This window comes from Ornithinimicrobium avium (assembly GCF_003351765.1).
GTDB classification, from domain to species: domain Bacteria; phylum Actinomycetota; class Actinomycetes; order Actinomycetales; family Dermatophilaceae; genus Ornithinicoccus; species Ornithinicoccus avius.
The window spans coordinates 2,918,394-2,942,224 of record NZ_CP031229.1; the positions used below are offsets into that span (position 1 = coordinate 2,918,394).

A 23,831-nucleotide genomic window follows, 5' to 3' on the forward strand; every position below is an offset into this window, starting at 1 on the left:
ACCCCACGAGGAACATGTTTCTCGATTTGCGGCATTCCATTGAAACGCTGCTGCCTCGGAAATGTGTTGCTTTTGACTTAGGTGGAACACTCTTTGAGCGCGACCCCCTCCACGTAAGAGCGTCTATCGAGGCCATGCGTTTGTGCACCGAGGACGAGAAGAGCATAGCTACACAAGTCATCGAAGAAGAACTGAGACTGGGTGGTAGTTCGAGATCATTTCTGATGGCTGTGATGGAGCGCTTAGAGATCAACACTTCCCTCCTCGATGAGGTGGTGGCGCGCAAGCGCGTAAGGCTCCGCGAACTGCAAGGTACGGAGACGTTGATCGGCCCTGCGCGCGATCTCTTGACGTGGCTGGCAGCGGAGACGGATGTTTTTATCGTTTCCCAAGGTGCCATCGATGAGTCTCAGCAATTGCTACAGCGAACCTATGAATGTGCGACCCAACCGCGTCCGGAGATTCAAGTCCTGGGTCGCGCCACGGACCGGGACGAAGTGGATAAGTACAGCATGCTGGCGGCTGCTTGCGGGAGGCAGCCATCAGCATGTCTCTTCATAGGTGATTCAGAACATGACCAACTGGCAGCAGAACGATTAGGCGTCCCGTTTATTCACTTCTCGCCGTTCCGCACGCTCTAGTCCGTGCACTGCCCAATGGTCGGAAGACATTGCAAACCCCTCCGACCAGCCTCGCCCAATGCGGCAGCGACGGTAGCGGCCGCTGCGGCACTTGAGAAGAACTCAGATGGCAAATGGAAAGGAATTGCAACTTCGGGCTGGACCATTTCCACAAGCCGTGCTGCGTCCGCCAGCCCTGAGTGGCCCCTCTCGTGGACCCTACGCAACCGACCGGAATCAGTCTCGAGCGAGTGGACCTCTGCAACGAGGACGGTTGCACCTTCGAAAAACTTGAGAAAGCGGTTCGACGGCGCACTATCGGACTGAATGCCAATGGTCCAATCATGCAAATCGTGAGTGATTCTCGCGGAGACAGCCGGAACTTCGTGAGCACTATCTAGGAAGACTAAAGTGAAGCCCTCGGGCGTCCGCATGGCTTCCCCGGCTATGACTTCGTTTTCAATTACGTCGAATTCGCGGTTCGGATACTGGGTCTTCAACTGCGAATCAAGCGCGTTCAGTGTCTGCCTGTTGGCGTAAACCTGCAATGGTGGGATGCCGTCGCAATTTTTCGCTAGGAGTTGGCGTGTGAAGACGAAATTCGCGAATCCTGCGCAGTGATCTGAATGCGAATGTGTCACGATCACGCTCGACACTTGAGCAACGTCTTCTCTATTGTATGTGAGTCGACCTATTGGGTCGACTCCGGTATCGATTAGTAAGCCCTTTTCATTTGCGTACACTACGAACGAGGTTGTTGGGCCGCTCGCTGAATTGGACGCACATCCGAGAACGGTCATGTGGCTATCGGGCGAGAGGTGTAGGACTCGATCGTGCGACATAGGGAGCCTCCAGTCCGATCTATTGCTAGCCACGCACCGTCGGACAGTATTCTAACCTCCCCACCCCGACGTTCGCCGACAGCTGCGTGGGCCGGCCCATCTCGAGTGTGCCGATTGCCCGGCTTCACGAGGGGGACAGGCGCGAGCTTATGGATCGCATGTCGGGCTCATCTGCGTGGTTCTTCGATGGTCCGCCCGGCGTGATCGACCGCGTTCGTTGCCGTACCCAGCGTACGCACATCGGCGGTTGAGTGCTGTCACGACCATGCGCAGCGGAGCACGTCTCAGAATCACGCTCCTGCAGTGGGTCGTGTCTCGAAGTGGGTCCCGGCTGACACGACGTCGTCGGCGGGGACGCAATGTGCGCCTGCTGGAGAGCCCGCGACACGTGCGACAGATCGGATCCTGCGACTGATCAGTGGCCGGCGAGCACACCCGCAAGATCTCACCGCTGCACAAGCTCCTGCTCGTGCTCGTCCCTGGCGGCGCAAGACTGCCTGTCCGCGGCCCAGGTCGAGGGACTCGTGCGCACGGTCCGCCCGACCCGAGAACGCCACCGGCACACCGTGGACACGCCAGTCCCGGCGCGGGAAGATGGGAGTATGGCAACGCCCCCCCGCGCTCGAGACGACCGTCTCGTTCAGTCGGTCGCTCGGGAGTGCGCGCGCCCACAGGACGCGTTCGCGCTCTACGAGCGGGTCGCAGCGCTCGTCCGTCGGCAGGTGCCCTACGACGCCGCCGGCTGGATCCTCGTCGACCCTGACACCATGCTCCTCAACGGGGTCTACGAGCAGGATGTGCCGCGCACCGCGCACCTGTCGCTCATGGAACTGGAGCTCTCTCAGGACGACTTCACCAAGTTCGTCGACCTCGCCCGCACCGGCGTGGCCGCCGCCTCGCTGAGCGCCGCGACGGACGGGCGCCTGGAGCTCAGCCCACGCTGGCGAGCCGTCTACGAGCCGAACGGTTTCGGCGACGAGCTGCGTGCCGTCTTCTGCACCGCAGACGTCTGCTGGGGCCACGTCTGCCTGACCCGCACCGCCGACGCGCCCTGGTTCACCCTGCGCGAGGTGGACCTGCTGGCGCGGATCGCGCCGCACGTGGCCCACGGGATCCGCACGGGGCTGCTCCTCGACGAGGCATGGTTCGACCCCGCTCAGGAGACGCCCGGCATCGTCGTCCTCGACGACGACGGGCGGGTCGTCTCGAGCACGCCGCGCGCGCTCGACTGGCTGGGCCCGGTCGACGACGACCGGCTCCAGCGGTCCGCCGTGTTGCACGAGGTGGCGATGCGCGCCCGTGCGCTCGCCGCAGGCGATGTCGACGGGGCGCCCGCGGTCGCGAAGGTCCGGGCGGTCAGCGGCGAGTGGCTGGTCGTGCGCGGCAGCTGCCTGGAGACGGCGGGGCAGACTGCGGTGCTGCTCGAGCCCGCGCGCCGCGCCGACGTCGCGTGCCTGCTCATGCACCTGCACGAGCTCACACCCCGAGAGCGGCAGGTGGCGCAGCTCCTCCTCACCGGGATGGCCACCGCAGACATCGCCGCCGAGCTGTGGATCACGCCGGACACCCTCAAGGGCCACGTGAAGTCGGTCTTCGCCAAGCTGGGCGTCAGCAGCCGGCCCGAGCTCTTCGCCCGTCTCTCCCACGCACCGGTGGTGCGCTCCTCCGCCTAGTGAGCGTCCTTACGCGGGCACCGGGACCGCGCGCCTGCGCGTCCTCGCGATCTCCAGCGCTGCGCGCCGCGCCAGCTTGCCGACGTACCCCGTGAGACCGGGCCGGTAGACGTAGCCCACGAACCGCAGACCGGGCAGCGCCTCGCCGCCGTCGGTGACCAGCGGCAGACCCCGCTCCCCGAGCACGTCCAGGTGACCAACGATCGGCTCCAGCCCGGTGCGGTAGCCGGTGGCCAGCACCACGTCGTCGATCTCCTGGCGCGTCCCGTCCGTGAGCACCGCACCTGTCTCGTCGAGCCGCTCGACCCCGGCAACCACCTGGATCCGCCCTTCCCGGACGGCCTGCACCGTCTCCTCATCCACGATCGCCGTCCCGGCGCCGCGCGCGAGGAGTCCGGAGAGGGTGCCCTCCGGCGAGGGAGGCAGCCCGTACGGGCTCAGGTCACCCCAGGTCGCCCGCTGCACCTTGCGGAGCATCGCGTCGACCATCGCGACCGGGAGCGAGAAGAAGAGCGGCACCGGCAGGTCGAAGGGCAGCCCACCCTTGACGCGCGGCAGGAGGTTGGGCGGCGTCCGCACCGCGACGAGGACCTGCGCCACGCCGCCCTCGGCGAGCTGCCGCGCGATCTCCAGGCCGGACGACCCGGGCCCCACGACCAGGACCCGACGGTCGCGGTAGGGGTCGGGGTTCCGGTAGGAGCTCGCGTGCACGATGCTGCCCCGGTATGGCGTGCCGCTCGCCCAGTCCGGCACGCTCGGCAGGTTGAGCGCACCGGTCGCGACGACGACGTGGGCCGCCGCGAGCCGGTCCGCGCCGTCGTTCGACAGACGTAGCGTCCAGCCTGCCCCGGACGGATCCAGCCGCCTCACCTCCACGCCGGTGCGGACCGTCAGGTCGTGACGCGCGGCGTAGTCCTCGAGGTAGCCGACGTACTGATCTCGTGTCGGGAACCATCCGAACTCCTTCGGGAACGGGGCCCCTGGCAGCGCCGACCACCACCTGCTGGTGTTGAAGCGCAGCCCGTCGTAGCGCCCGCTCCAGGCCGCGCCGAGCCGGTCGCCCCGTTCCAGCACCAGGACCTCCACACCGCGTCGCTTCAGCTCAGCAGCGGTGGCCAGCCCGGCCGGCCCGCTGCCGACCACGACGACCTCGTGCGTAGCCGTGCCCATGTCCATGACCTTCTCCCTGCGTCGTGGCCACCGCTCGTCAGCGGCCTCCCCCTCAGGGTGTCCGGACCGCCCGCCTGGCACCATCCCCCAGGTGGGGGGTCCCACCGGCGCGAGCGTACGAGCCCCAGCAGGAGACCGGGCTGCTCCCGCCGCAACGTCCTTGGCGGTCCGCGTGTCGCAGCGACCAGGCCGCGCCGGCGCGCCTCGCTGACCCAGCCGCAGGTTGCGGCGGCCGTGGATACCTGACAGCCTCCGTGGGGTGTCTTGCACGGGCTCGTAGCAAGCCGGACGTCACTGACAGGGAGCGGGTCGCTGATGGAGAGCAAGGTCGACAAGGGCATCTTCTGGCCGTCCATCACACTGGTCGCGGTCCTCACCCTCCTGCTCGTGGTGTTCCGCGACACCGCAGCACCCGTCCTGCAGGACATCCTCACCGCGATCACCTCCCGGCTGGACTGGGCCTGGGAGTTCCTCACCATCGCCCTGTTCGGGGTCCTGCTGTGGCTGATGGTCGGGCGCTACGGGAAGGTCAGGCTCGGCGGCGTCGACGACCGCCCGGAGTTCTCCCGCTTCAGCTGGGGCGCGATGCTGTTCTGCGCAGGCATGGGCACCAGCATCATGTTCTGGTCGATCGTGGAGCCGTTGTACTACTACACCGGCCCGCCGTTCGGCATCGAGGCCGGGTCCGACCGGGCAGCGGAGTTCGCTGTCGCCTACGGCCTGTTCCACTGGGGCATCTCGGCCTGGGCCCTCTACGCGCTGCCCGCCGTCGTCATCGCCTACAGCTTCTTCGTGCGCAACAGCTCGTCGTTGCGGGTCAGCGCCGCCTGCCGCGGCGTCCTGGGTCGGCACGCCGACGGGCCGATCGGCAAGGTCATCGACATCCTGGTCATCTGGAGCATGGTCGGCGGGCTCGGGACGTCCCTGGGGCTGGGGGTTCCCATGGTCGCAGCGGTGACCAGCGACCTGACCGGGATCGAGCAGTCGACGTACCTGAACATCGGCATCATCGTGATCTGGACGGTCATCTTCTCCGCGAGCGCGTACGCGGGCCTGTATGAGGGCATCCGTCGGCTCAGTGACTGGAACGTCTACCTGGCGCTGGCGCTCGCCGTCTTCGTGCTGCTCGCCGGCCCGACCCTGTTCATCCTGTCCTACTTCACGAACAGCCTCGGCGTGATGCTCGACAACTTCATGATGATGAGCCTGAGCACCGACCCCATCACCCAGGGCGGGTTCCCGCAGGCGTGGACGGTGTTCTACTGGGCCTGGTTCGCGGCCACCGCGCCGTTCATCGGCATCTTCGTCGCCCGCATCTCCAAGGGCCGCAGCATCCGTGACCTGGTCCTCAACATCCTCGCGTGGGGAACGGCCGGCAGCTGGCTGTACTTCGCCATCTTCGGCGGCTACGGCATGAACCTGCAGCTGTCCGGTGAGGCTGACCTCGTCGCGACCCTCGGGGACGGCGGCGGGCCCGCGGTCGTCGTCGAGCTGCTGAACTCTCTTCCGCTGTCCGTCCTGGCCTCGGTCGCCTTCCTCGTCCTCGGGTTCGTGTTCCTGTCGACGTCGCTGGACTCGGCCAGCTACGTGCTGGCCAGCGTGGCCAGCACCGACGTGCACGGGGCCGAGCCGGCGCGGTGGCACCGGCTGCTGTGGGGCGCCGTGATGTCCGCGCTCGCGGTCTCCCTCATCCTCGTCGGGGGGCTGGAGGTCGTGCAGACCTCCGCGGTGCTCGTCGCCGTCCCGGTTCTCGTCATGTACCTGCTCCTGACGTTGTCGCTGACGCGGTGGCTCAAGCAGGACCGTGCCGTGCACGTGCACGTGGAGGACGACGAACCCGACCCGCCGGGGCAGGTGCACCACGAGGAGGCGGAGTCACCGTGAAGTACGTGGACCCCCTTCCCCGCCCCCTGCTGGTGGAGGACGTGTGGATCCCGATGCCCGACGGCGTCCGCCTCCACGCCCGCATCTGGCGGCCCGAGGACTCGCTCGACCGCCCCGTGCCGGCCCTGCTCGAGTACCTGCCCTACCGCCTCGACGACTGGACCGCGCCGCGCGACAGCGAGCGGCACCCGTACTACGCCGGGCACGGCTACGCGTCGGTGCGTGTCGACATCCGTGGCACCGGCAGCTCCGACGGGCACTTCGTGGACGAGTACTCCCCGCAGGAGCTCGACGACGGGGTGTCCGTCATCCTGTGGCTCGCCGATCAGGCGTGGTGCTCGGGTCAGGTCGGCATGTTCGGCATCTCCTGGGGCGGCTTCAACGCCCTGCAGCTGGCCGCGCTCGCCCCCGAGCCGCTGAAGGCGATCGTCACGGTGTGCTCCACGGACGACAGGTACGACAACGACGTGCACTACATGGGCGGGGCGGTCCTCGCCATCGACATGTCGGCCTGGGCAGGCACCATGCTGGCCTTCAACGCCCGTCCGCCGCGGCCGGAGGTCGTCGGTGAACGCTGGGTCGGGCAGTGGCGTGACCGGTTGGAGGACACGCAGCCGATGGCACCCGTGTGGCTCGCCCACCAGGAACGGGACGAGTACTGGCGGCGCGGGAGCGTCTGCGAGGACTACTCCAGCATCCGGGCCGCCGTCCTGGCCGTCGGCGGGTGGCATGACCCCTACCGCGACACCGTCTTCCGGCTGGCGCAGAACCTGACGGTGCCGGTGCGCGGCATCGTCGGCCCCTGGTCCCACCAGTACCCCGACCGCGAGCTCGCACCCGGTCCCTCGATCGGCTTCCTGCAGGAGACCGTGCGGTGGTGGGACCGTTGGCTCAAGGGCGCGCAGAACCGCGTCGAGGATGAGCCCCTGCTGCGGGCGTTCGTGATGGATGCGGAGCGCCCGGCGACCTACTACCCCGAGCGGCAGGGCCGCTGGGTCGGTATGGGTGAGTGGCCCCCCGCGGCCGGCCAGGACACCGAGCTGGCTCTCGCGGGCGCGGCGTGCTCCGGCGTCGTGGGTCAGGACGCCACGGTGATCGTCCGGACGCCGCAGCACACCGGGGCGGACGCCGGCCGGTTCTTCCCGTTCGGCAACGCCACCGACCTGCCGTCCGACCAACGCGCCGACGACGGCCGCTCGGTCACGCTGACCTTCTCGCCGCTGCCCGAACGGCTGGAGGTCCTCGGGAACCCGCGGGTGCACCTACGGCTGGCGTGCGACCGCCCGCAGGGCACCATCGTCGTCCGTCTGTGCGACGTCGCTCCTGACGGCGCCTCCACGCTGATCACCCGTGGTGTGCTGAACCTCAACAAGCGCAACGGGCGGGAGCGCAACGACCAGATGCCGGTGGACGAGATGGTCGACGTGCAGATCGACCTGGCATCGATCGGTTACGCCGTGCCGGCGGGGCACACGCTCCGCCTCGCCCTGTCCTCCACGTACTGGCCGTGGATCTGGCCGCACCCGCAGGAGGCCACCCTGCGGGTCGACCTGGGCGCGTCCGCTCTCAGCCTGCCGACGCTCACCGGCCACGTCGAGCAGGTGTCGTTCGAGGACCCGGAGCAGAGCCGGCCGCTGCCGGTAGGACCGCTGCCAGAGAAGCACGGCGATGTCGACCCGGCCGTCGTCGCGCCTGCGGAACGCCTCCTCACCCATGACGTCGCGTCAGGGGAGTGGACGCTGGAGGTGGACCCCGGCTACGGCGGCTCCCGTCGTTACCCGGACGGTCTGGAGTTCCGCGAGCACAGCAGGGAGACGTACCGGATCCGGGAGGGCGACCCGCTCAGCGCGACCGCGACGTCGGCGTGGGCGATCACCCTCACCAAGGACGGGTGGCGGGCGCACGTGGACACGCGTCAGGAGATCACTGCTGACGCCGACGACTTCGTCGTCCGGGCATCGGTCACCGCGCACGCGACCACCGATGGCAAGGAGCAGCTGGTCGCGGAGCGGACGTGGGAGGAGCGCGTTCCCAGGACGTCGGCCTGAGAAGGTCCGACCGCGGGTCGCGGCCTACGCTGTCGTCAGCAGCTGCACGCCGTGCACCACCGCGCCGGGCGCTGCCCAGACCGACGCTGACCCAACTCACAAGGACTGATCGGCATCACCTCCACGCCCACGCATACCCGCGAGATCCACCTCGTCTCCCGTCCTAGCGGTCCGCCGTTGCCCGACAACTTCTCGCTGGTCGAGACCGCCGTGCCCGACCTGAACGATGGCGAGGTGCTGGTCGCCAACCACTACATGTCGGTGGATCCGTACATGCGGGGGCGGATGAGCGACGTGAAGTCCTACGTCCCGCCCTTCCCGCTCGACGCCCCGCTGGAGGGTGCCGCCACCGGGGAGGTGCTCGCCTCGTCCAGTGCCGACGTCCCGGTGGGCGCCACGGTGCTGCACAACAGGGGTTGGCGCGAGCACGCGGTGGTGCCGGGTTCCAGCGTCAAGACCATCGACCCCACGCTGGCGCCCGAGTCCGCCTTCCTCGGTGCCCTGGGGATGACCGGTCTGACGGCCTACGCCGGGCTGATGTATGCCGCCCGGTTCGCCGAGGGGGACGCGGTCTTCGTGTCCGGAGCCGCCGGGGCGGTCGGGTCCCTCGTGGGGCAGATCGCCAAGATGAGCGGCGCCTCCAGGGTGGTCGGCAGCGCCGGCTCGTCGGAGAAGGTGGCCCGCCTGGAGGAGCTCGGTTTTGACGCGGCCTTCAACTACCGCGACGGCCCCGTGGTCGACTCCCTCCGTCGGGCCGCCCCCGACGGCATCGACGTCTACTTCGACAACGTCGGCGGGGAGCACCTCGAGGCGGCCATCTCCGTGCTCAACGCGCACGGGCGGGTGGCGGTCTGCGGTGCCATCTCGCAGTACAACGCCACGGAGCCGACCCCCGCCCCGCGCAACCTTTCCCTGGTCATCGGCAAGCAGCTGACCCTGCAGGGATTCCTCGTCGGGACGTATGCCGACAAGGCGGAGGAGTTCGCGCAGAAGATGGCGGGCTGGCTCGCCGACGGCTCGGTCACGTGGGACGAGACGGTCCGCGACGGGCTGGAGAACGCGCCGGCCGCGTTCATCGACCTGCTGCAGGGCGGCAACACGGGCAAGATGCTGGTCCGGCTGTGACCCAGCGGTGAGCTAGGCAGCCGCACCGCGGTCGGCAGCGTCCTTGTCCGCACGCAGGAAGTACGCTCCGACCGCGCCGGCGAGCGTGCCGAACACCGCGACCGACATGGCTGCCAGGAACAGTTCGGCCACGTTCGCGAAGGCGTCGTCAGGCTCCAACGGCTCGCCCGTGATCGCCCCCATCGCGGTCGCGTGCAGCGCCTCGCCGAAGGTCGCGTAGCCGCTGAAGGCGAAGAGGAGCTGGCCCAGCGACAGCACCGTGATCAACCACAGCGACGCAAGCCAGCCCAGCCGCCCGCGCAGCGCGGAGGCGGCCGAGCGCGTCCCCCGGACCGCTCCCGAGAGCACCCGCCCGGTGCGCAGGAACCTGGCCGCCCGGATCAGCCGGAAGACCCGCAGAAATGGCAGGGCGATGAACAGGACCTGCCACCAGTTGCGCCGCAGGAAGCGACCCGTCTGCGGTGCCACGACCGCGCGCGCCACGAATTCCGCGGCGAACACCGCCCAGAGCGCCCATCCCAGCACCGTGAGCACGGACGAGAGGGTCGAGCCAGGACGGGTGAGCTGCTCACCGAGGATCAGGAGCACGAAGATGATGCCCAGGGCGCTCATCAGCGGCGTGAGACGGTCGAGCAGCTCCTGGGCGAGGCGGTCGCGCTCCTCGTGCGGACGGGAGAGGACTGTCATGCGACCGATCTACCCGAACGCTCGGGCCCGCGCAGCACCGGTGGTGTCGAGACACGACACCTGGGCCCCAGGAGGGACCCGCACGAGCTACCGTGGGCCGATGGACAACAGGCCCACCGACGACGGTCCCGACCGCGACGAGGGTGGGCCAGAGGCACCGGTGGGATGAGCGGCCTGCGTCTGCTCCTGCTCGCCGACACCCACGTCCCTGCCCGCGCCCGGGCCCTGCCCCGCCAGGTGTGGGACGAGGTCGGTCGCGCTGACGTCGTCATCCACGCCGGCGACTGGGTGACGCCTCCGCTGCTCGAGGAGCTCGAGGGTCGAGCGCGCCGACTGGTCGCCGTGCACGGCAACAACGACGGCCCCGAGCTGCGCAGCCGCCTCCCGGAGGTGGCTCGGGCCGAGCTGGGCGGTATGGCGTGGGGCGTGGTCCACGAGACGGGCGCCCGGACGCGGCGTGGCGAGAGGATGCGCGCCGCATACCCCGACCTGGACGTGCTCGTCTTCGGGCACAGTCACATCCCCTGGGACACCGAGCACGACGGGCTGCGCCTGCTCAACCCCGGGTCCCCCACCGACCGACGCCGTGAGCCGCACTGCACCTACATGACGGCGACCGTCGAGGACCGCACGATCACCGCGGTCGATCTGCACCGGTTGCCGAGGGCCGGCGCCCTCCCCTGAGCGGGCGACGCGGTTCGGCGTCAGGGCCGCAGCACGAGCCGTCCCCGGACCCTGCCGGCCTCGACCCGGCGGTGCGCCTCGGCGGTCGCCGACAGCGGCAGCTCCTCAGTGACCCGCGCGCGCAGGGTGCCGTCCGAGAGCCGCCCGCCGACCGCCCGCGCCGCCGCCGCGAGGTCCGGGACCGTCGCGTTGCTGATCACGAAGCCGAGCAGGTCGACGTCCTTCGTGTAGGCCGCACCCACCGGCAGCGGCACGCTCGCCTCCGGCCCGGCCGCGGTGAGCAGGATGCGCGCGCCGCGGCGCGCGAGGGCGACCGCCGCCTCGAGGTCGTGGTGCCCCGACGTGTCCCAGTGCACGTCGATCCCCTCCGGCGCGGCGGCGCGGAGCTGAGCGGTCACGTCGGCGGCGCGGTAGTCCACGACGACCTCGGCACCCGCGTCCCCGACCCGCTCCAGGTCTGCGGCCGAGGCGGTCGCGAGCACGCGGAGTCCCGCGGCGACGGCCAGGCGAACCACGCACTCCCCGACGTTGCCGCCGCCCCCGCCGACGAGGATCGTCTCCCCGGCCTGGGCGCGGGCGTGCCGGTGCAGACCGAGCCAGGCCGTGGCCGCAGGGTGGGCCAGGGCCACCATCTGGACGGGGTCGACCCCCCGGGGGAGGTGGTAGAGGCGCTCGGGCGGCACCACGGCATACTCGGCGAACGAGCCCTGCCGACCGCCGTGCCCGAGGCTGTTGGACCAGACCCGGTCACCCACCCCGAACCGGGCCACGCCCGCGCCGACCGCAGCCACGGTCCCGACCAGGTCGCGTCCGACGACGAACGGCAGCGGGACGGGCGTCGGGAAGGCACCCCACCGCACGAGGGTGTCCACCGGGTCGACCGCGACCACCTCCACCCGCACCAGCACCTCGGTCGGGCCGACGACCGGCACGGGCAGCGGGCCGACGCGGATCAGCTCGGCGGGTCCCAGCTCCTCGACGTACGCCGCGACCATCTGCTCCGACCTCCGCGTCCCCACGGTGCGTCTCCTCTGCTGGTCGGCCCGGTGTCCCCGAGACTAGCCTCGGGGACACCGGGCAGGAGGGTCGGATCAGGGGACGATGACGGTCTTGCCCCGGCTGTGCCCCTCGGCCACCGCGGCGAGCGCCTCGCCGGCCCGGTCGAGCGGGAACACGGCGGCCACCTCAGGGGTGAGGACCCCGTGGCCGACCACGCCGACGATCTTCTCCAGCGCCTCCGGGTCGTTGGCCCGGCCGGAGCCGCCGAGCTCGGTGGCGGTCTGCTCGTCGGCGGCGGAGACGATGCGGTCCGGGGAGGTGACCAGCGGCGCGAGGTCGCGCAGCGGCTGCCCGCCCACGAGGTCGACGAGAAGGTCGACACCGTCCGGCGCCAGCTCGCGGACCGCGCCGGCGGCGCCGTCGCCGGAGGCCACCCAGGTGGCGCCGGTGGACTCCACGATCTCGCGCTTGGCCTCCGAGGCCACCCCGATCACCCGGAACCTGTGCACCCGCCCGATCTCGCAGGCCATGTGCCCCACCCCGCCGCCGGCGCCGAGCACGAGCATCGTCTGCCCCTCCTCGAGCTCCACCTGGTGAGTGAGGTCGTAGGCCGCGGTGCCCGCCACGGGGACCGTCGCGGCCACCTCGAAGGAGACGTCCTCGGGCTTGGCGACCGCGTCCTTGGCCCGCAGCAGGGCGTGATCGGCGAAGCCGCCCTCGCCGGGGGCGACCGGACCGAGGACGGCCTCGCCCACGGCATACCCCTCGACGTCCGGACCGACCGCGGCCACGACGCCGGAGACCTCGAAGCCCAGCGTGCGGGGCATCGTGTGCGAGCGGCCGAACTGGCCCTCGCGCAGCTTGAGGTCCGCCGGGTTGACGCCGGCCGCGCGGACCTTGACCAGGATCTGTCCCGGTCCCGGCTCCGGCACCGGCCGCTCGCGCAGCTCCTCGGTCTCGGGGCCGCCGTACTGGGTGAACACATAGACACGTGACATGGGTCAATCCTCTCCGATGCGGGTATGACGTGCCCGACCGGCCGCGCTGGGGCGGCCGGTCGGTCGGTGGTCAGGCCGGCTGGGCGACCCGGGGCCGGGACGGGGTGTCGTCGGTGGTCGTCCGGGCATCGACCGGCTGGTGCTCCCGCCGACGGAGCAGGCGCATCGCGTTGACGATGACGACCAGCACGGAGACCTCGTGGACGAGCATCCCGATCGCCATCGTGACCCCGCCGAAGATCACGCCGAGCATCAGCACGGCCACGGTGGCCAGGGCGATCACGATGTTCTGCCGCATGTTGGCCACGGTGCGCTTGGCCAGCGAGACCGCCTCGGGCAGCTTGAGCAGGTTGTCCTTCATCAGCGCGATGTCGGCCGTCTCGATCGCGACGCCGGTGCCGGCGGCACCCATCGCCACACCGATGTCGGCGGTGGCCAGGGCCGGGGCGTCGTTGACGCCGTCGCCGACCATCGCGACCGTGTAGCCCTGCCGCTGCAGGTCCGCCACCGCGTCGAGCTTGTCCTCCGGAAGGAGTCCCGCACGGACCTCGTCGATGCCGACCTGGGCACCGACCGCCTCGGCCACCGGGGCGATGTCGCCGGTGAGCATGACGACCTTCTTGACGCCAGCCGCGTGCAGGCGCCGGACCATCTCGGGGGCGTCCTGCCGGATCTTGTCGGCCACGGCGACCACACCCAGGACCTGCCCGTCACGGGCCAGGACCATCGGGGTGCGCCCGGCAGCGGCCAGCTCCTGGACCGTCTGCGCGGCCCGGTCGTTGACCCCGGCGTCCTGGCCGGCCCTGTCCAGCGTCGCCTGCTCGGCCTCGATGAGCGCGAGGTTGCCGACGGCGATCCGCTGTCCGTCGAGGGTGGCGACGATGCCCTTGCCGGGCACCGGGTCGGTGTGCTCGGGCAGCCCGGGGACCGCCAGACCCAGCTCCGCCGCGGCCTCGACGATCGGGCGTGCCAGCGGGTGCTCCGACCCCGCCTCGGCGCGGGCGGCCAGCTGGAGCAGCTCGTCCCTGGTGATGCCCGGGTCGAGCGGGACGACGTCGGTCAGCTGCGGGCGGCCCTGCGTGAGCGTCCCGGTCTTGTCCAGCGCGACGGCGTCGATCTTGGCGGAGGTCTCCAGGAACTCGCCGCCCTTGACGAGGATGCCGTCCTTGGCGCCGCGGCCGATGCCGGCGACGATCGAGACGGGGATCGAGATGACCAGGGCACCGGGGCAGGCGATGACCAGCAGGGTCAGGGCCAGGACGACGTCCTGGGTGGCCAGGCCGAAGATGATCGACAGCACGATGATGGCGGGGGTGTACCAGGCGGAGAAGCGGTCCATGAACTTCTGCGTCTTGGCCTTGGCGTCCTGGGCCTCCTCGACCCGGTGGATGATCCGCGCCAGGGTGGTGTCGGCGCCGACGCCGGTGGCGGTCACCTGCAGGAAGCCGCCGGTGGAGATGGTGCCCGCGAACACCTGGTCGCCCTCGGTCTTCTCGACCGGGATGGACTCACCGGTGATCGAGGCCTCGTCCAGCGCTCCCGTGCCGCCGGAGACGATCCCGTCGACCGGCACCTTGGCGCCGTTCTTGACCAGCACGGTCTCGCCGGTGAGCACCTGGGCGGCCGGGACCTCGACCTGCTCGCCCTCGCGCAGCACGACGGCCACGTCGGGGGCCACCGCGATGAGCTCGGCCAGCGCGGAACGGGTCCGGTTGAGGGTCGCCGTCTCCAGCGCGTGGCCCACGGCGAACAGGAAGGTCACCGCGGCGGCCTCCCAGTACTCGCCGATGATGACCGCGCCGATCGCCGCGATCGAGACCAGCAGGTCGATCCCGACGACCCGGGCGGTCAGCGCGCGCCAGGCCTTGATCACGATGGGCGTGCCGGCGACCACGGCCGCGGCGACCATGAGTGCGTCGCCCCAGCGGAGCGCGTCCAGGAGCTGACCGGCGACCAGGGAGGCCACGATCAGCAGTCCTGAGACCAGCGGCACTCCCCAGCGGCCGTGCAGCCAGCTGTGGACCTTGTTCATCTCACATCTTCCTCTCCGACAAGCGGGGTATGGGGTGGGCCGCGTCGTGCGCTGCGGCCGGTCAGCTTCGTGCTCACCCTCGAAACTACGCATTGTCGGAACGGGCTACCTTGACCCGGGTCAAGCGGTCGGCCGCTTTGCTCACGACCCGGTCGACCGGCGGTGTCGCCCGGCGTGCACGATGCGAGCGACCAGGGGCGATGCGCCCGATCTGCCCATCGTGCACGCCGGGCGAAACGCAAGCAGGTCGTCGACGGCCAGGTGCCGGCCCGAGGAGCGCCTTCGAGCGAGCGGTCCTGTCAGCCCACCACGGGGCGGGCCCGGACGCCGGCGACAACGGCAGCGATGACGGCCGCGGCCAGGAAGACCCAGGCGGCGGCACCGGTGAGCAGGGTGGAGAAGCCGAGGTTGAGCAGGAAGAGGACGAAGACGACCCAGACCACGGTGCCGGTCCAGAAGGTCGCTTTCCCACCGCGGCGCAGGAAGGAGGCGAGCGGTGCGGCGACGATGACGCACAGCACCAGGCCCAGGGCGCCGATCGCCGTCCCGAGGCCGTCGAACTTCTCGCCGGTCGTGCTCAGGTCCTGCATGACAGACCAGGCCGCCACGACGGCGGGGCCTGCCAGCGCCACGAGGGCGAAGACCGCGAAGACGACCGCTCCCCGCGGCGCCCATCCCCGCGCCGGTCGGTCGCCGCGGCTCATCGGGTGGCCTCTTGCCCCCGGTCCGCCAGCACGGCGCTGCGGACGGCGGTGATCGGCACGCGGTGACCGGGCCGCACGCCGAGCAGCGCCGCGAGCTGCGCGTCGCGCACCGGCGCGGTGAGGTCGCCCTGCTTGAAGAGGAAGGTCACATCGAGGATCTGGTAGCGACCGCGGCCGCCGGGCAGCGTCTCCTGCAGCTGGGAGGTTCCGGGCCCGAAGCGGCAGTCCCCCCACGCGAAGGTGCGCTGAGCGTCCGTGCTCCGGTCCCAGGTCCGCACCGAGGCGACCGTGCCGGACGGCTCCTGCCCGTGGGCGGCGACGTTGGCGCGCACCACCTCGGCGACGGTCCCGGGCACGCCGCTGAGGAGCTCGAGCCCGGGCCACTCGGAGCCGACCGCGAGCTCGACCAGCTCGTCCCAGCGCTGCTCGCCGGGCACGGTCACGCGCACGCCGCCACAGGGGGACAGGTCGTCGACGTCGCAGGCGGAGTCGTCGACGACGATGCCGGCGAGGACACCGGAGGAGGGCGAAGCGGTCTGCATACCTCCATTGGACCCTCCGCCAGGGGTGAGTTCAAGGTCGCCGGTCGCCTCACCTCCTCGGAGACGCCAGCGACCGGCCGCCCCGCGGGCGGCCGGTCGCTGCGAGGTCCTGCCTCAGAAGGCTGCGGGTGTGGCCTTGTAGCCGGCCTTGGCCACGGCGGCGACGAGGTCCTCGGTGCTGGCCACGGCGGGGTCGTGCACGACCTCGACGCGGGCCGAGGCGAAGTGGACCTTCACCGACTCCACGCCCTTGAGGCGGCCGACCTGCTTCTCGATCTTGGCCACGCAGGAGGGGCAGGAGAAGCCCTCGGCGCGCAGGATCGTCGTCGTGGTGGAGGTGGTGGTGCTCATCGGAGATGCCCTTTCTGTCGGGGGGCTTGCTTGTCACCCTCAAAACTACGGACTGTCAGAGCAGACCTCCTTGACGCAGGTCAAGCGCGAGGGCGGCCAGAGCGCACACCCGGGCGGCGCATGGGTGCACTGTGAGGCGTTTCACAAGAAAAGGCATCACCGCAGATCACGGAAGAATCACGAACTGGTAACGGCCCTTTCTGTGAATGTCATGTGAATCTGAATTTTGAGATCCGTCCCGACGTGCCCCACCGTGGGACGTGGCCGCGGCGCCCCTGTCCGCGGCCACCCTTCGTACCCGTCCCGTGAGGATCACATCCGATGAAGCACCGTGCCATCAGCACCCGTCACGTCACCGCGCTGGCCGCCGCCACCGGCCTGGCCGCTCTCGCCGGCCTCGGCAGCGCCGGCGCCGCGCAGGCCGCCAGCGGCTCCACCTGGGACGCCGTGGCCCAGTGCGAGTCCGGCGGCAACTGGAGCATCAACACCGGCAACGGCTACTACGGCGGTCTCCAGTTCGCCCAGGGCACCTGGGAGGGCCACGGCGGCACGCAGTACGCCGCGCGCGCCGACCTGGCCAGCCGTGCCCAGCAGATCGCGATCGCCGAGAACGTGCTCGCGACCCAGGGCCCCGGCGCCTGGCCGGTGTGCTCGGTGCAGGCCGGCCTGACCGCCGGTGGTGCGGCATACCAGGCCCCTGCCCCGCAGCAGCAGGCGCCGCAGCAGCAGGCGCCGGTCCAGCAGCAGGCGCCGAAGCAGCAGGCGCCGGTCCAGCAGCCCCAGCAGCAGGCGGCTCCCCAGACGATCGAGCAGGCACCCGCGCAGCAGGCGACCCAGCAGCCCGAGCTGGTCGAGCACGTGATCGAGCGCGGCGAGACGACCGCCTCCATCGCCAAGGACCACGACACCACCGTCTCCGACCTGGTCGGGATCAACGACCTGATCGACGGTGGCCGGCTGATCTTCGCCGGTCACGTGATGCTCGTCCCGGCCGACGCGGAGGGTGGGACCTACACCGTCCAGCGTGGCGACACGCTCGCCGAGATCGCCGACGTCAACGGCGTGGACGTCGCCAGCCTGGTCTCGATCAACGACCTGGCCGACCCCGACCTGATCGTCGTGGGTCAGGCCCTCCAGCTGGGCTGACCAGCCAGCCCGACCCGCCGCGTGGCCGGGACCGCCTCGAGCGGTCCCGGCCACGTCGCTGTCCGGACGTGGATCCTCGCTGTCTCGCAGGCCTCCGGTCGGCAGGCTGTCCGGTCAGCGGGAACGCGTGCGCAGGTCCACCAGGTGGCCGACCACCCGGGGCGCCCAGCCGGTCTCGCGGCGCATCCAGCGCACCGCGACCAGGTTGTGCGGCACCACGACGAAGTCCCCGGCGCTCACCGCGAGGTCGGTCCCGAAGACGTCGGTGACGACCGCCCAGGTGAGGTCGGTCCTGCGGACCAGGTGCTCACCGATCCCGATCGCGTAGCGCTCCACGATCCCGTCGTGGTCCTCGCCGTGGCGGGTCATCCAGCCGCTCAGGGCCCGGTCGAGACCCTCGCCGAGCGAGGTCAGGTCGTCGACGTCGACGCCCTCGACCTCCAGCGCCGCCAGCCCCGCCTTGATGCGTGCCCGATCCTCGTCGCCGGGGCGGGTGGACTCCGGCGTCAGGGGCAGCTCGTCGGCCGCGCGGTCGCCCCGGTCGGGCAGCGCGCTCACCCGGGGCGGGGCCGCCTCCTCGGCGGGCCGGACGTGCGTGCCACCGGTGGTGGAGGAGGCGGCACGCTTCAGACGGTCGAGAAGGCCCATCGGTCCAGACTAGTCAGGCAGGGGCGGGGCGCAGTGCGCGTCCGGTGAGCTAGTGCGCAGCCTGGACCGCGAGCGACACGAGTCGGGCGGGCCCGGCGGCGTCGGGTGCGGGTCCGCCTGCACGACCCGTGCTGGCCCGGTCCAGCATGACGGCGACGAAGGTGTGCGCCGCCTGGCTGCGCAGCTCGGGATCCAGCACGACGCCAACCGTCAGGTCGAGCACCGCCTCGGTCAGCGCCACCAGTCCCGAGCGCAGCGCGAGGAGCCGGCGAGCCACCTCGGGGTGGGTCCCGGACTCGCGGAAGACGATGGTGCGCAGGGTCAGCGAGCTGTGCTCGCCGAGGCCGAGGAGCCGGTCGAGCCGGACCAGCGAGCCGGCGGGGTCGCCGAGCTCGGCGACCGTCGCGGCCTCGGCCGGGTCGTGCGCGGGAAGCCGTTCGTCCAGCAGGGCGAGCAACAGGTCGATCTTGCGCGGGAAGTAGTAGAAGACCAGTCCCTTGGGCGCCCCTGCCTCGGCGGCCACCCGGGCCGTCGACGTGGCGTCGAACCCGGACTCGGCGAAGAGGCGCTCGGCAGCGTCGAGGATGGCGGTGCGCCGGTCCGTGGTCATGATGTCGTCGGTCTCCTGGTCGTGCCCCGCCGGGCCGGGCGGGCCCGTGGGCCCGCCCGCCGGTGCCCTCAGTGGGTCGGTGCGGGGTGGTGCTGCATGTGCAGCCGGTTGCTGAGCGGCATGGCCCAGGCGCCGGCGATGAAGGTCACCACACCGGTGATCCACGCCGTCCAGGCCATCGCGCTCAGGTCGGCGAACCCCATGACCCAGGGGGCGATGAAGAGGAGCACGCCCATGATCATGTGCGCGACCTCAGAGCTCCGGTCGTCGGGGAGGGCGAGCGACCACAGGGCCACCGCAGCGGTGATCACCCCGAGGACGACCACCGTCCAGGTCGCCGTGGTCGTCGTGGTGGTCCAGATCGGCGAGAGGAAGGCGTAGACGCCAGCCACCAGGGCTACCCAGTCCTGCCATCGTGTCCACTTCTGCATGATGTGTGCCTCGATTTCTTCTCAGGACCCGTCGAACCTTGAGGCGAGTCGGGTAGTTCCAGGATAGGTCTTGATTGACCGACCGGTCAACTACTCGCGACGGGACCCGCGAAGCCGGCTCCCTGCCGCCTGTCCTGCCCGGTGCTGCAGCCCGGGAGCGCCGAACGGTGGTGAGGTCAGCCTCGCCGCGACACGCGGGCGCGGCGCCGCCAGCGCCACTCCTGCAGCTGACGCACGACCCAGGCGGTCGCGACCTCGCGGCCGGTGGCGACGTACTCCACCGCGGAGTCGTGGAAGAGCGTGGCCTGGGCGACCACGAGGTCCTGCTCGCGGCCGAGCAGCAGCACCGAGTCGCCCTCCTGCAGCGTCTGGTCCAGGGGTGGGGTGAAGATCCGCCGCCCCTCGCGCACGAGCAGCGACGGGAACGCCGCCAGCCGTACGTCGCGGTCGTCCGGGTCCCGCAGCAGGTCGCCGATCGTCAGGTCGTGGGTGCGCATCCAGCGGACCGCCGCAGGAGCGTGCGTCGGGTCGAGGTCCAGCCGGGTGCTCACCGGGGTCTCGTCCCCGACGACCGCGACGATCTCGTCCATGACGTGGGCGTCCCAGTCGTCGTCCTCGTGCAGGACGTGGTCGATGAAGCTCCAGTAGTTGGGCGAGGTGATGCGGGCCACCGCCTCGCGCGCCAGCAGCTCGGTCGGCACGAACACGGAGTCGGCGTCGAAGGCCCGCAGCGGCGCCTCGTTGACCGCGGAGTTCTGCCGGACCGCGATGAACAGGTCGTCGTTCTCGATGCGGGCGTGGGCCGCCATCGCCATGTTGACGATGTCCGACTCGGCGCCGGCGATGAAGCCCACCGCGTCGGTGACGTCGGGACGGCCGTCTGCCGGGTCGACGAGGACCACGTCGAGGCCGGCGATCTCCAGGTCGCGGGTGACCTCGAAGCCGAAGGCCCCGTCGGCGCACACGACCCAGTGGCCCTCGGTGAGGTGCTCGAGCTTGTTGGGCAGCTCGGTGCCGCGCGGGCTCATCAGCCAGGACGCGAGCCGGAAGCCGGCCGGGCGGCGCAGCGCCATCACCAGGTAGGCGCCGTAGCGGTCGAAGGGGTTGATCACCACGTCCGCGGCGAAGTCGTGCATCTGCTGGGCGTGCTCCCGGTCGCTGGACCGGGCGATGACCATGAGCTCGGGGCGCAGCAGGTTGACGCTCATCACGACGGACAGGTTGGTCTCGTCGTTGTCGGTGAGCGCCAGGACCGCCTCGCAGTGGTCGTGCGCGAGGCCGGCCATCCCCAGCACCCTCGGATCTCGTCCGCTGGCGGCGAGGGCCGGCACGTCGCTGGTGTAGCCGTCCAGGGCCAGCCGTTCGATCCGGTCCAGGCTGCTGTCGAGGACGACGAACTCCCGCCCCTGGTCCTCCAGCGCCCGGCACACAGCCTCGCCCGCCTGCCCGTAGCCGACCACGAGGACGAAGGGCGCGTTGATCCGCCGCACCTTCCGGCTGAACCGCTGCACCTGGATCGCCCGGCGGAAGGTGTGCTCCTGGGCGAGGCCCAGCAGCGCACCGAGGCTGTAGGACCACGCGAGCACGCTGGCGTAGATGGTGAGCGTGACCCAGATCCGCTGCGCGTAGGAGAACGCGTGCGGCACCTCGCCGTAGCCGATCGTCAGACCGGTGTAGCTGATGACGTAGAAGGAGTCGAAGACCGACAGCCGCTCGGGGTTCTCCGGCGACCCGGGCATGGCCGACAGCCCGAACGTCATGACCGCGAAGACCCCGACGAGCACCCCGAGCGGCACCCGCAGCCGCCGCAGCACGAGGAAGACGGCGTCGGTCGCCGGTGGCTCCCGCGGCACGTCGACACGGACCCGGCGCAGCGAGTCGGGCCGGTTGCGCGCGCGCTTGCCCCTGGGGAGCAGCTGCAGCAGGTTGACCATCGGGTATGCGGTGGTGCCGGCGGCCGGTCAGCGGCGCCGGTAGGAGACGGTCTCGACCACGAGCAGGATGACCGAGACGAAGTTGGCCAGCAGCGCGCCGGCGGCGATCGAGACGACGCTGGCCATGTGCTGGTCGGTGAGCCCGGCGGGGTCGACGTGCGAGGCCCAGATCCACACCAGGGCCGCGATGATCAGCTGGATGCTGGCGACGAGGCTGGTCGCCAGGTGCACCGCCCCGATCTGGGTGCGGTCGCCGAACTTGAGGATGGTGGCGATGATGTTGACCGCCACGGCGGCATAGAGCTCGTAGACGTTGTGCAGATGGGCGTTGTCGATCTCACCGATCACGTAGCCGAAGTTCAGCGTCGCCGCCAGCAGCACGAAGAATCCGAAGACGACCTTCTCGAGGTTCACACGGTCGACCCTAACGCCGACCGTGCGTCAGGGGCGGTTCCTACCATGAGCGTCGTGGATCTCACCCTCGCCCAGCGGCTGGCGCGTTCGCTCATGGACGAGCACGGCCTGACCGGCTGGACCTTCGACTTCGACCGGGCCCGCGTGCGCGCCGGCGCCTGCCACTTCGCCGACCGACGGATCACCCTGAGCCGGGCGCTCACCGCGGCCCACGACGAGGCGGAGGTGCGGGAGACGGTGCTGCACGAGATCGCGCACGCCCTCGTGGGCCCGCGGCACGGGCACGACGAGGTATGGCGCCGCCGTGCCGTCGCGATCGGGGCCAGCGGGCAGCGGTGCTACACCGCCGACGAGCCGGTCGTGCCCGGCCGCTGGCAGGGCCGGTGCGCCGCCGGCCACGTCGTGCACCGCCACCGCAGGCCCGCCCGGCTCCTGCTCTGCACGCGCTGCCGCGCGGTCCCGGACGAGGACCGGGTGCTGCGCTGGACGCTGGACGGCGTGCCGGTCGACCACACGCTGCTCGGCAGCGCCGTGGCCCGGGACCTCGAGCACCTGCGGGCCAGAGCGCGCGGCGAGGCCGCCCCGGTGGGCGGCCCGACGATGCTCCCGGCGGGCGCGCTGGTGCGGATCACCGCCGCCGGGCGCTACCACGGGGTCTCCGGAAGGGTGGTGCGCCGCGGTCGCTCCCGCTACCTGGTCCAGGTGGTCGGCCAGCGCCTCTACGTGCCCTTCCCGCTCGTCGAGCCGGTGCGCGAGACCGGTGCCCGGGCCCGACCGTGACCAATTCGTGACCACACAGTCGTGACTCAGGACACATCCGATGGGTAGTGTCGTGGCGATGTGCGGGCTCGATGCGCGGACCCGACCCACCGGACCGCGACGCCCGGCACCGTGAGGTGAAGGAGCCTGACATGGCGAGTTCCCGACTGCGACGCGGCTTGGTCATGGCGACGGCGGCCGCCGCCGCGTTCACCCTGACCGGATGCCTGCAGAACCCCGACGGCGGTGCCGGCGGAGGCCTGGCCGCTGACGCCGAGCCCGAGGAGGGCGACGGCGTCGTGACCGTCCTGGGCGCCTTCGGCGGCCAGGAGGAGGCGGCCTTCCTGGAGTCGATCAAGGACTTCGAGGACAGCAGCGGCATCGACGTGCAGTACGTCCCCGACCAGGACTTCACCACCACCATCCTGCTCAAGGTCAACTCCGGCGACGCCCCCGACATCGGGCTGTTCCCCCAGCCCGGCGGCGTGGAGCAGATGGTCGGCATGGGCAAGGTCATCCCGGTCGACCGGTTCCTCGACTACGACACGCTCGACTCCACGCTCGTCCCGGGCTTCCTCGACGCGGCGCGGTTCGACGGCCGCGTGTACGCCGCCCCCATGAGGATGGCGGTCAAGTCCATCGTCTGGTACCCCAAGAAGGCCTACGACGAGGGCGGCTGGAACACCGAGCCCGCCGACCTCGGCGAGCTGGCCGACGTGGCCGACCAGATCCGCCAGGACACCGACACGCCGCCGTGGTGCATCGGCTGGGGCTCGGACCAGGCGACCGGCTGGGTCGGCACCGACTGGGTCGAGGAGTACATGCTGCGGCTGTGGGGCCCGGACGTCTACGACGACTGGGTGGACCACCGCATCCCGTTCAACGACGAGCGCGTGGTGGCCGCGATCGAGAAGTACGGGGAGCTGGCCAACAAGCCGGGCAACGTCCTCGGCGGCGCGACCGGCATCATCACCACGCCGTTCTCCGACGCGATGACCCCGGCCTTCGAGGACCCGCCCGGCTGCTACCTGATGCGCCAGGGCAACTTCGCCACCGGCTTCTTCCCCGAGGACGTCCAGGCCAACCTGGACGACGACATCGGCATCTACGTCTTCCCGCCGGCGGTGGACGGGTTCAAGGGCCAGCCGATCCTCGGCGGCGGCGACCTCGCGGCGGCGTTCAGCTACGACACCGACACGATCGAGTTCATGAAGTTCCTGACCTCGGACAAGTTCGGCGGCGCCTGGGCGCAGGCCGGCGGCTGGCTCAGCCCGCACAAGACCTTCGACGCCAGCCAGTACCCGGACGAGACCACCCGGCAGATCGCCGAGATGGCCACGACCGCCGACGTCTTCCGCTACGACGCCTCCGACCTGATGCCCAAGGAGGTCGGCTCCGACACGTTCTGGAAGGGCATGGTCGACTACCAGACCGGCGACAAGACCGCGCAGGAGGCGGCCGACGCGATCGAGGCGAGCTGGCCCAAGAGCGCGGAGGACGACTCCGCGTCGGAGACAGGGTCGAACTGAC

At 70.7% G+C, this 23,831-nt stretch carries 23 protein-coding genes; 9 read left to right on the forward strand and 14 right to left on the reverse strand.

The genetic code is table 11. The annotated features are described in order from the left end of the window. Window positions 1-14: 14 nt before the first annotated feature. Window positions 15-641 carry an HAD family hydrolase gene (locus tag DV701_RS18305; protein WP_162803032.1) on the forward strand — a complete coding sequence of 209 codons (627 nt, stop codon included), beginning with the start codon at window positions 15-17 and terminating at the stop codon, window positions 639-641. Here the strand turns inward: DV701_RS18305 and DV701_RS13290 are convergent. After that, window positions 638-1,462, reverse strand: coding sequence for an MBL fold metallo-hydrolase (locus DV701_RS13290; protein WP_114928914.1), 825 nt, complete (start codon window positions 1,460-1,462; stop codon window positions 638-640). The two genes, DV701_RS18305 and DV701_RS13290, sit on opposite strands and share 4 nt — an antisense overlap. A 602-nt stretch (window positions 1,463-2,064) precedes the next feature. Between DV701_RS13290 and DV701_RS13295 the strand changes: the two genes are divergently transcribed. After that, the gene (locus DV701_RS13295) at window positions 2,065-3,135 is read left to right on the forward strand and encodes a helix-turn-helix transcriptional regulator (protein ID WP_162803034.1); all 1,071 of its coding nucleotides are present in this window, start codon (window positions 2,065-2,067) and stop codon (window positions 3,133-3,135) included. A gap of 9 nt (window positions 3,136-3,144) precedes the next feature. Here the strand turns inward: DV701_RS13295 and DV701_RS13300 are convergent, their stop codons facing one another. Next, window positions 3,145-4,410: a flavin-containing monooxygenase gene (locus DV701_RS13300; protein WP_202863533.1), complete on the reverse strand. Its 1,266-nt coding sequence runs from the start codon at window positions 4,408-4,410 to the stop codon at window positions 3,145-3,147. 210 nt (window positions 4,411-4,620) lie between these two features. Between DV701_RS13300 and DV701_RS13305 the strand changes: the two genes are divergently transcribed. The 3 genes from DV701_RS13305 to DV701_RS13315 all read left to right on the forward strand — a co-directional run bounded on the left by DV701_RS13305 (window position 4,621) and on the right by DV701_RS13315 (window position 9,362). Then, window positions 4,621-6,189 carry a BCCT family transporter gene (locus DV701_RS13305; protein ID WP_202863534.1) on the forward strand — a complete coding sequence of 523 codons (1,569 nt, stop codon included), beginning with the start codon at window positions 4,621-4,623 and terminating at the stop codon, window positions 6,187-6,189. 5 nt (window positions 6,190-6,194) lie between these two features. Next, window positions 6,195-8,237: a CocE/NonD family hydrolase gene (locus DV701_RS13310; protein WP_228255029.1), complete on the forward strand. Its 2,043-nt coding sequence runs from the start codon at window positions 6,195-6,197 to the stop codon at window positions 8,235-8,237. A 105-nt stretch (window positions 8,238-8,342) separates the two neighbouring features. Beyond that, on the forward strand, window positions 8,343-9,362 hold the full coding sequence (locus DV701_RS13315; protein ID WP_114928920.1) for an NADP-dependent oxidoreductase: 1,020 nt from the start codon (window positions 8,343-8,345) through the stop codon (window positions 9,360-9,362). Window positions 9,363-9,374: 12 nt separating this feature from the next. Here the strand turns inward: DV701_RS13315 and DV701_RS13320 are convergent, their stop codons facing one another. Further along, on the reverse strand, window positions 9,375-10,049 hold the full coding sequence (locus DV701_RS13320; RefSeq protein WP_114928922.1) for an ion transporter: 675 nt from the start codon (window positions 10,047-10,049) through the stop codon (window positions 9,375-9,377). A gap of 165 nt (window positions 10,050-10,214) precedes the next feature. Here DV701_RS13320 and DV701_RS13325 point away from each other — a divergent pair, with 165 nt between their 5' ends. Then, window positions 10,215-10,733 (forward strand): metallophosphoesterase family protein, encoded by a 519-nt coding sequence (locus DV701_RS13325; RefSeq protein WP_202863535.1) that lies wholly within the window; start codon window positions 10,215-10,217, stop codon window positions 10,731-10,733. A 20-nt stretch (window positions 10,734-10,753) separates the two neighbouring features. On the opposite strand, the gene DV701_RS13330 is transcribed toward DV701_RS13325, so the two are convergent. The 6 genes from DV701_RS13330 to DV701_RS13355 all read right to left on the reverse strand — a co-directional run bounded on the left by DV701_RS13330 (window position 10,754) and on the right by DV701_RS13355 (window position 16,359). Next, complete coding sequence (locus DV701_RS13330; RefSeq protein WP_228255030.1) at window positions 10,754-11,752, reverse strand: NADPH:quinone reductase; 999 nt, start codon at window positions 11,750-11,752, stop codon at window positions 10,754-10,756. Window positions 11,753-11,824: 72 nt separating this feature from the next. Next, complete coding sequence (locus DV701_RS13335) at window positions 11,825-12,730, reverse strand: NADP-dependent oxidoreductase (RefSeq protein ID WP_114928926.1); 906 nt, start codon at window positions 12,728-12,730, stop codon at window positions 11,825-11,827. Between the two features lie 70 nt (window positions 12,731-12,800). After that, window positions 12,801-14,762, reverse strand: a complete 1,962-nt coding sequence (locus tag DV701_RS13340) for a heavy metal translocating P-type ATPase (protein ID WP_114928928.1) — start codon at window positions 14,760-14,762, stop codon at window positions 12,801-12,803. 299 nt (window positions 14,763-15,061) lie between these two features. Beyond that, a complete protein-coding gene (locus DV701_RS13345; RefSeq protein WP_114928930.1) occupies window positions 15,062-15,466 on the reverse strand; it encodes a hypothetical protein in 405 nt (134 codons plus the stop codon). Further along, a complete protein-coding gene (locus DV701_RS13350) occupies window positions 15,463-16,008 on the reverse strand; it encodes a UDP-N-acetylmuramate dehydrogenase (protein WP_114928932.1) in 546 nt (181 codons plus the stop codon). The genes DV701_RS13345 and DV701_RS13350 overlap by 4 nt, the downstream gene beginning before the upstream one ends. A gap of 114 nt (window positions 16,009-16,122) precedes the next feature. Next, window positions 16,123-16,359, reverse strand: a complete 237-nt coding sequence (locus tag DV701_RS13355; RefSeq protein WP_114928934.1) for a heavy-metal-associated domain-containing protein — start codon at window positions 16,357-16,359, stop codon at window positions 16,123-16,125. Window positions 16,360-16,680: 321 nt separating this feature from the next. Here DV701_RS13355 and DV701_RS13360 point away from each other — a divergent pair, with 321 nt between their 5' ends. Further along, window positions 16,681-17,505, forward strand: coding sequence for a LysM peptidoglycan-binding domain-containing protein (locus tag DV701_RS13360; protein ID WP_114928936.1), 825 nt, complete (start codon window positions 16,681-16,683; stop codon window positions 17,503-17,505). A gap of 114 nt (window positions 17,506-17,619) precedes the next feature. Here the strand turns inward: DV701_RS13360 and DV701_RS13365 are convergent, their stop codons facing one another. The 5 genes from DV701_RS13365 to DV701_RS13385 form a co-directional block, all read right to left on the reverse strand. Further along, a complete protein-coding gene (locus DV701_RS13365) occupies window positions 17,620-18,153 on the reverse strand; it encodes a DUF3806 domain-containing protein (protein ID WP_114928938.1) in 534 nt (177 codons plus the stop codon). A gap of 49 nt (window positions 18,154-18,202) precedes the next feature. Beyond that, on the reverse strand, window positions 18,203-18,763 hold the full coding sequence (locus DV701_RS13370) for a TetR/AcrR family transcriptional regulator (protein WP_114928940.1): 561 nt from the start codon (window positions 18,761-18,763) through the stop codon (window positions 18,203-18,205). A gap of 68 nt (window positions 18,764-18,831) precedes the next feature. Next, entirely contained in the window at window positions 18,832-19,194 is a 363-nt protein-coding gene (locus tag DV701_RS13375) for an SPW repeat protein (protein ID WP_114928942.1), read from the reverse strand. A gap of 176 nt (window positions 19,195-19,370) precedes the next feature. Beyond that, a complete protein-coding gene (locus tag DV701_RS13380; protein WP_114928944.1) occupies window positions 19,371-21,128 on the reverse strand; it encodes a potassium channel protein in 1,758 nt (585 codons plus the stop codon). Window positions 21,129-21,155: 27 nt separating this feature from the next. Next, entirely contained in the window at window positions 21,156-21,542 is a 387-nt protein-coding gene (locus DV701_RS13385; RefSeq protein ID WP_114928946.1) for a DUF6394 family protein, read from the reverse strand. 54 nt (window positions 21,543-21,596) lie between these two features. Between DV701_RS13385 and DV701_RS13390 the strand changes: the two genes are divergently transcribed. Together DV701_RS13390 and DV701_RS13395 are read left to right on the forward strand one after the other, a co-directional pair. Then, window positions 21,597-22,322 carry a SprT-like domain-containing protein gene (locus tag DV701_RS13390; protein WP_114928948.1) on the forward strand — a complete coding sequence of 242 codons (726 nt, stop codon included), beginning with the start codon at window positions 21,597-21,599 and terminating at the stop codon, window positions 22,320-22,322. A 131-nt stretch (window positions 22,323-22,453) separates the two neighbouring features. Beyond that, window positions 22,454-23,830, forward strand: a complete 1,377-nt coding sequence (locus DV701_RS13395) for an ABC transporter substrate-binding protein (protein WP_114928950.1) — start codon at window positions 22,454-22,456, stop codon at window positions 23,828-23,830. Window position 23,831 lies beyond the last annotated feature (1 nt).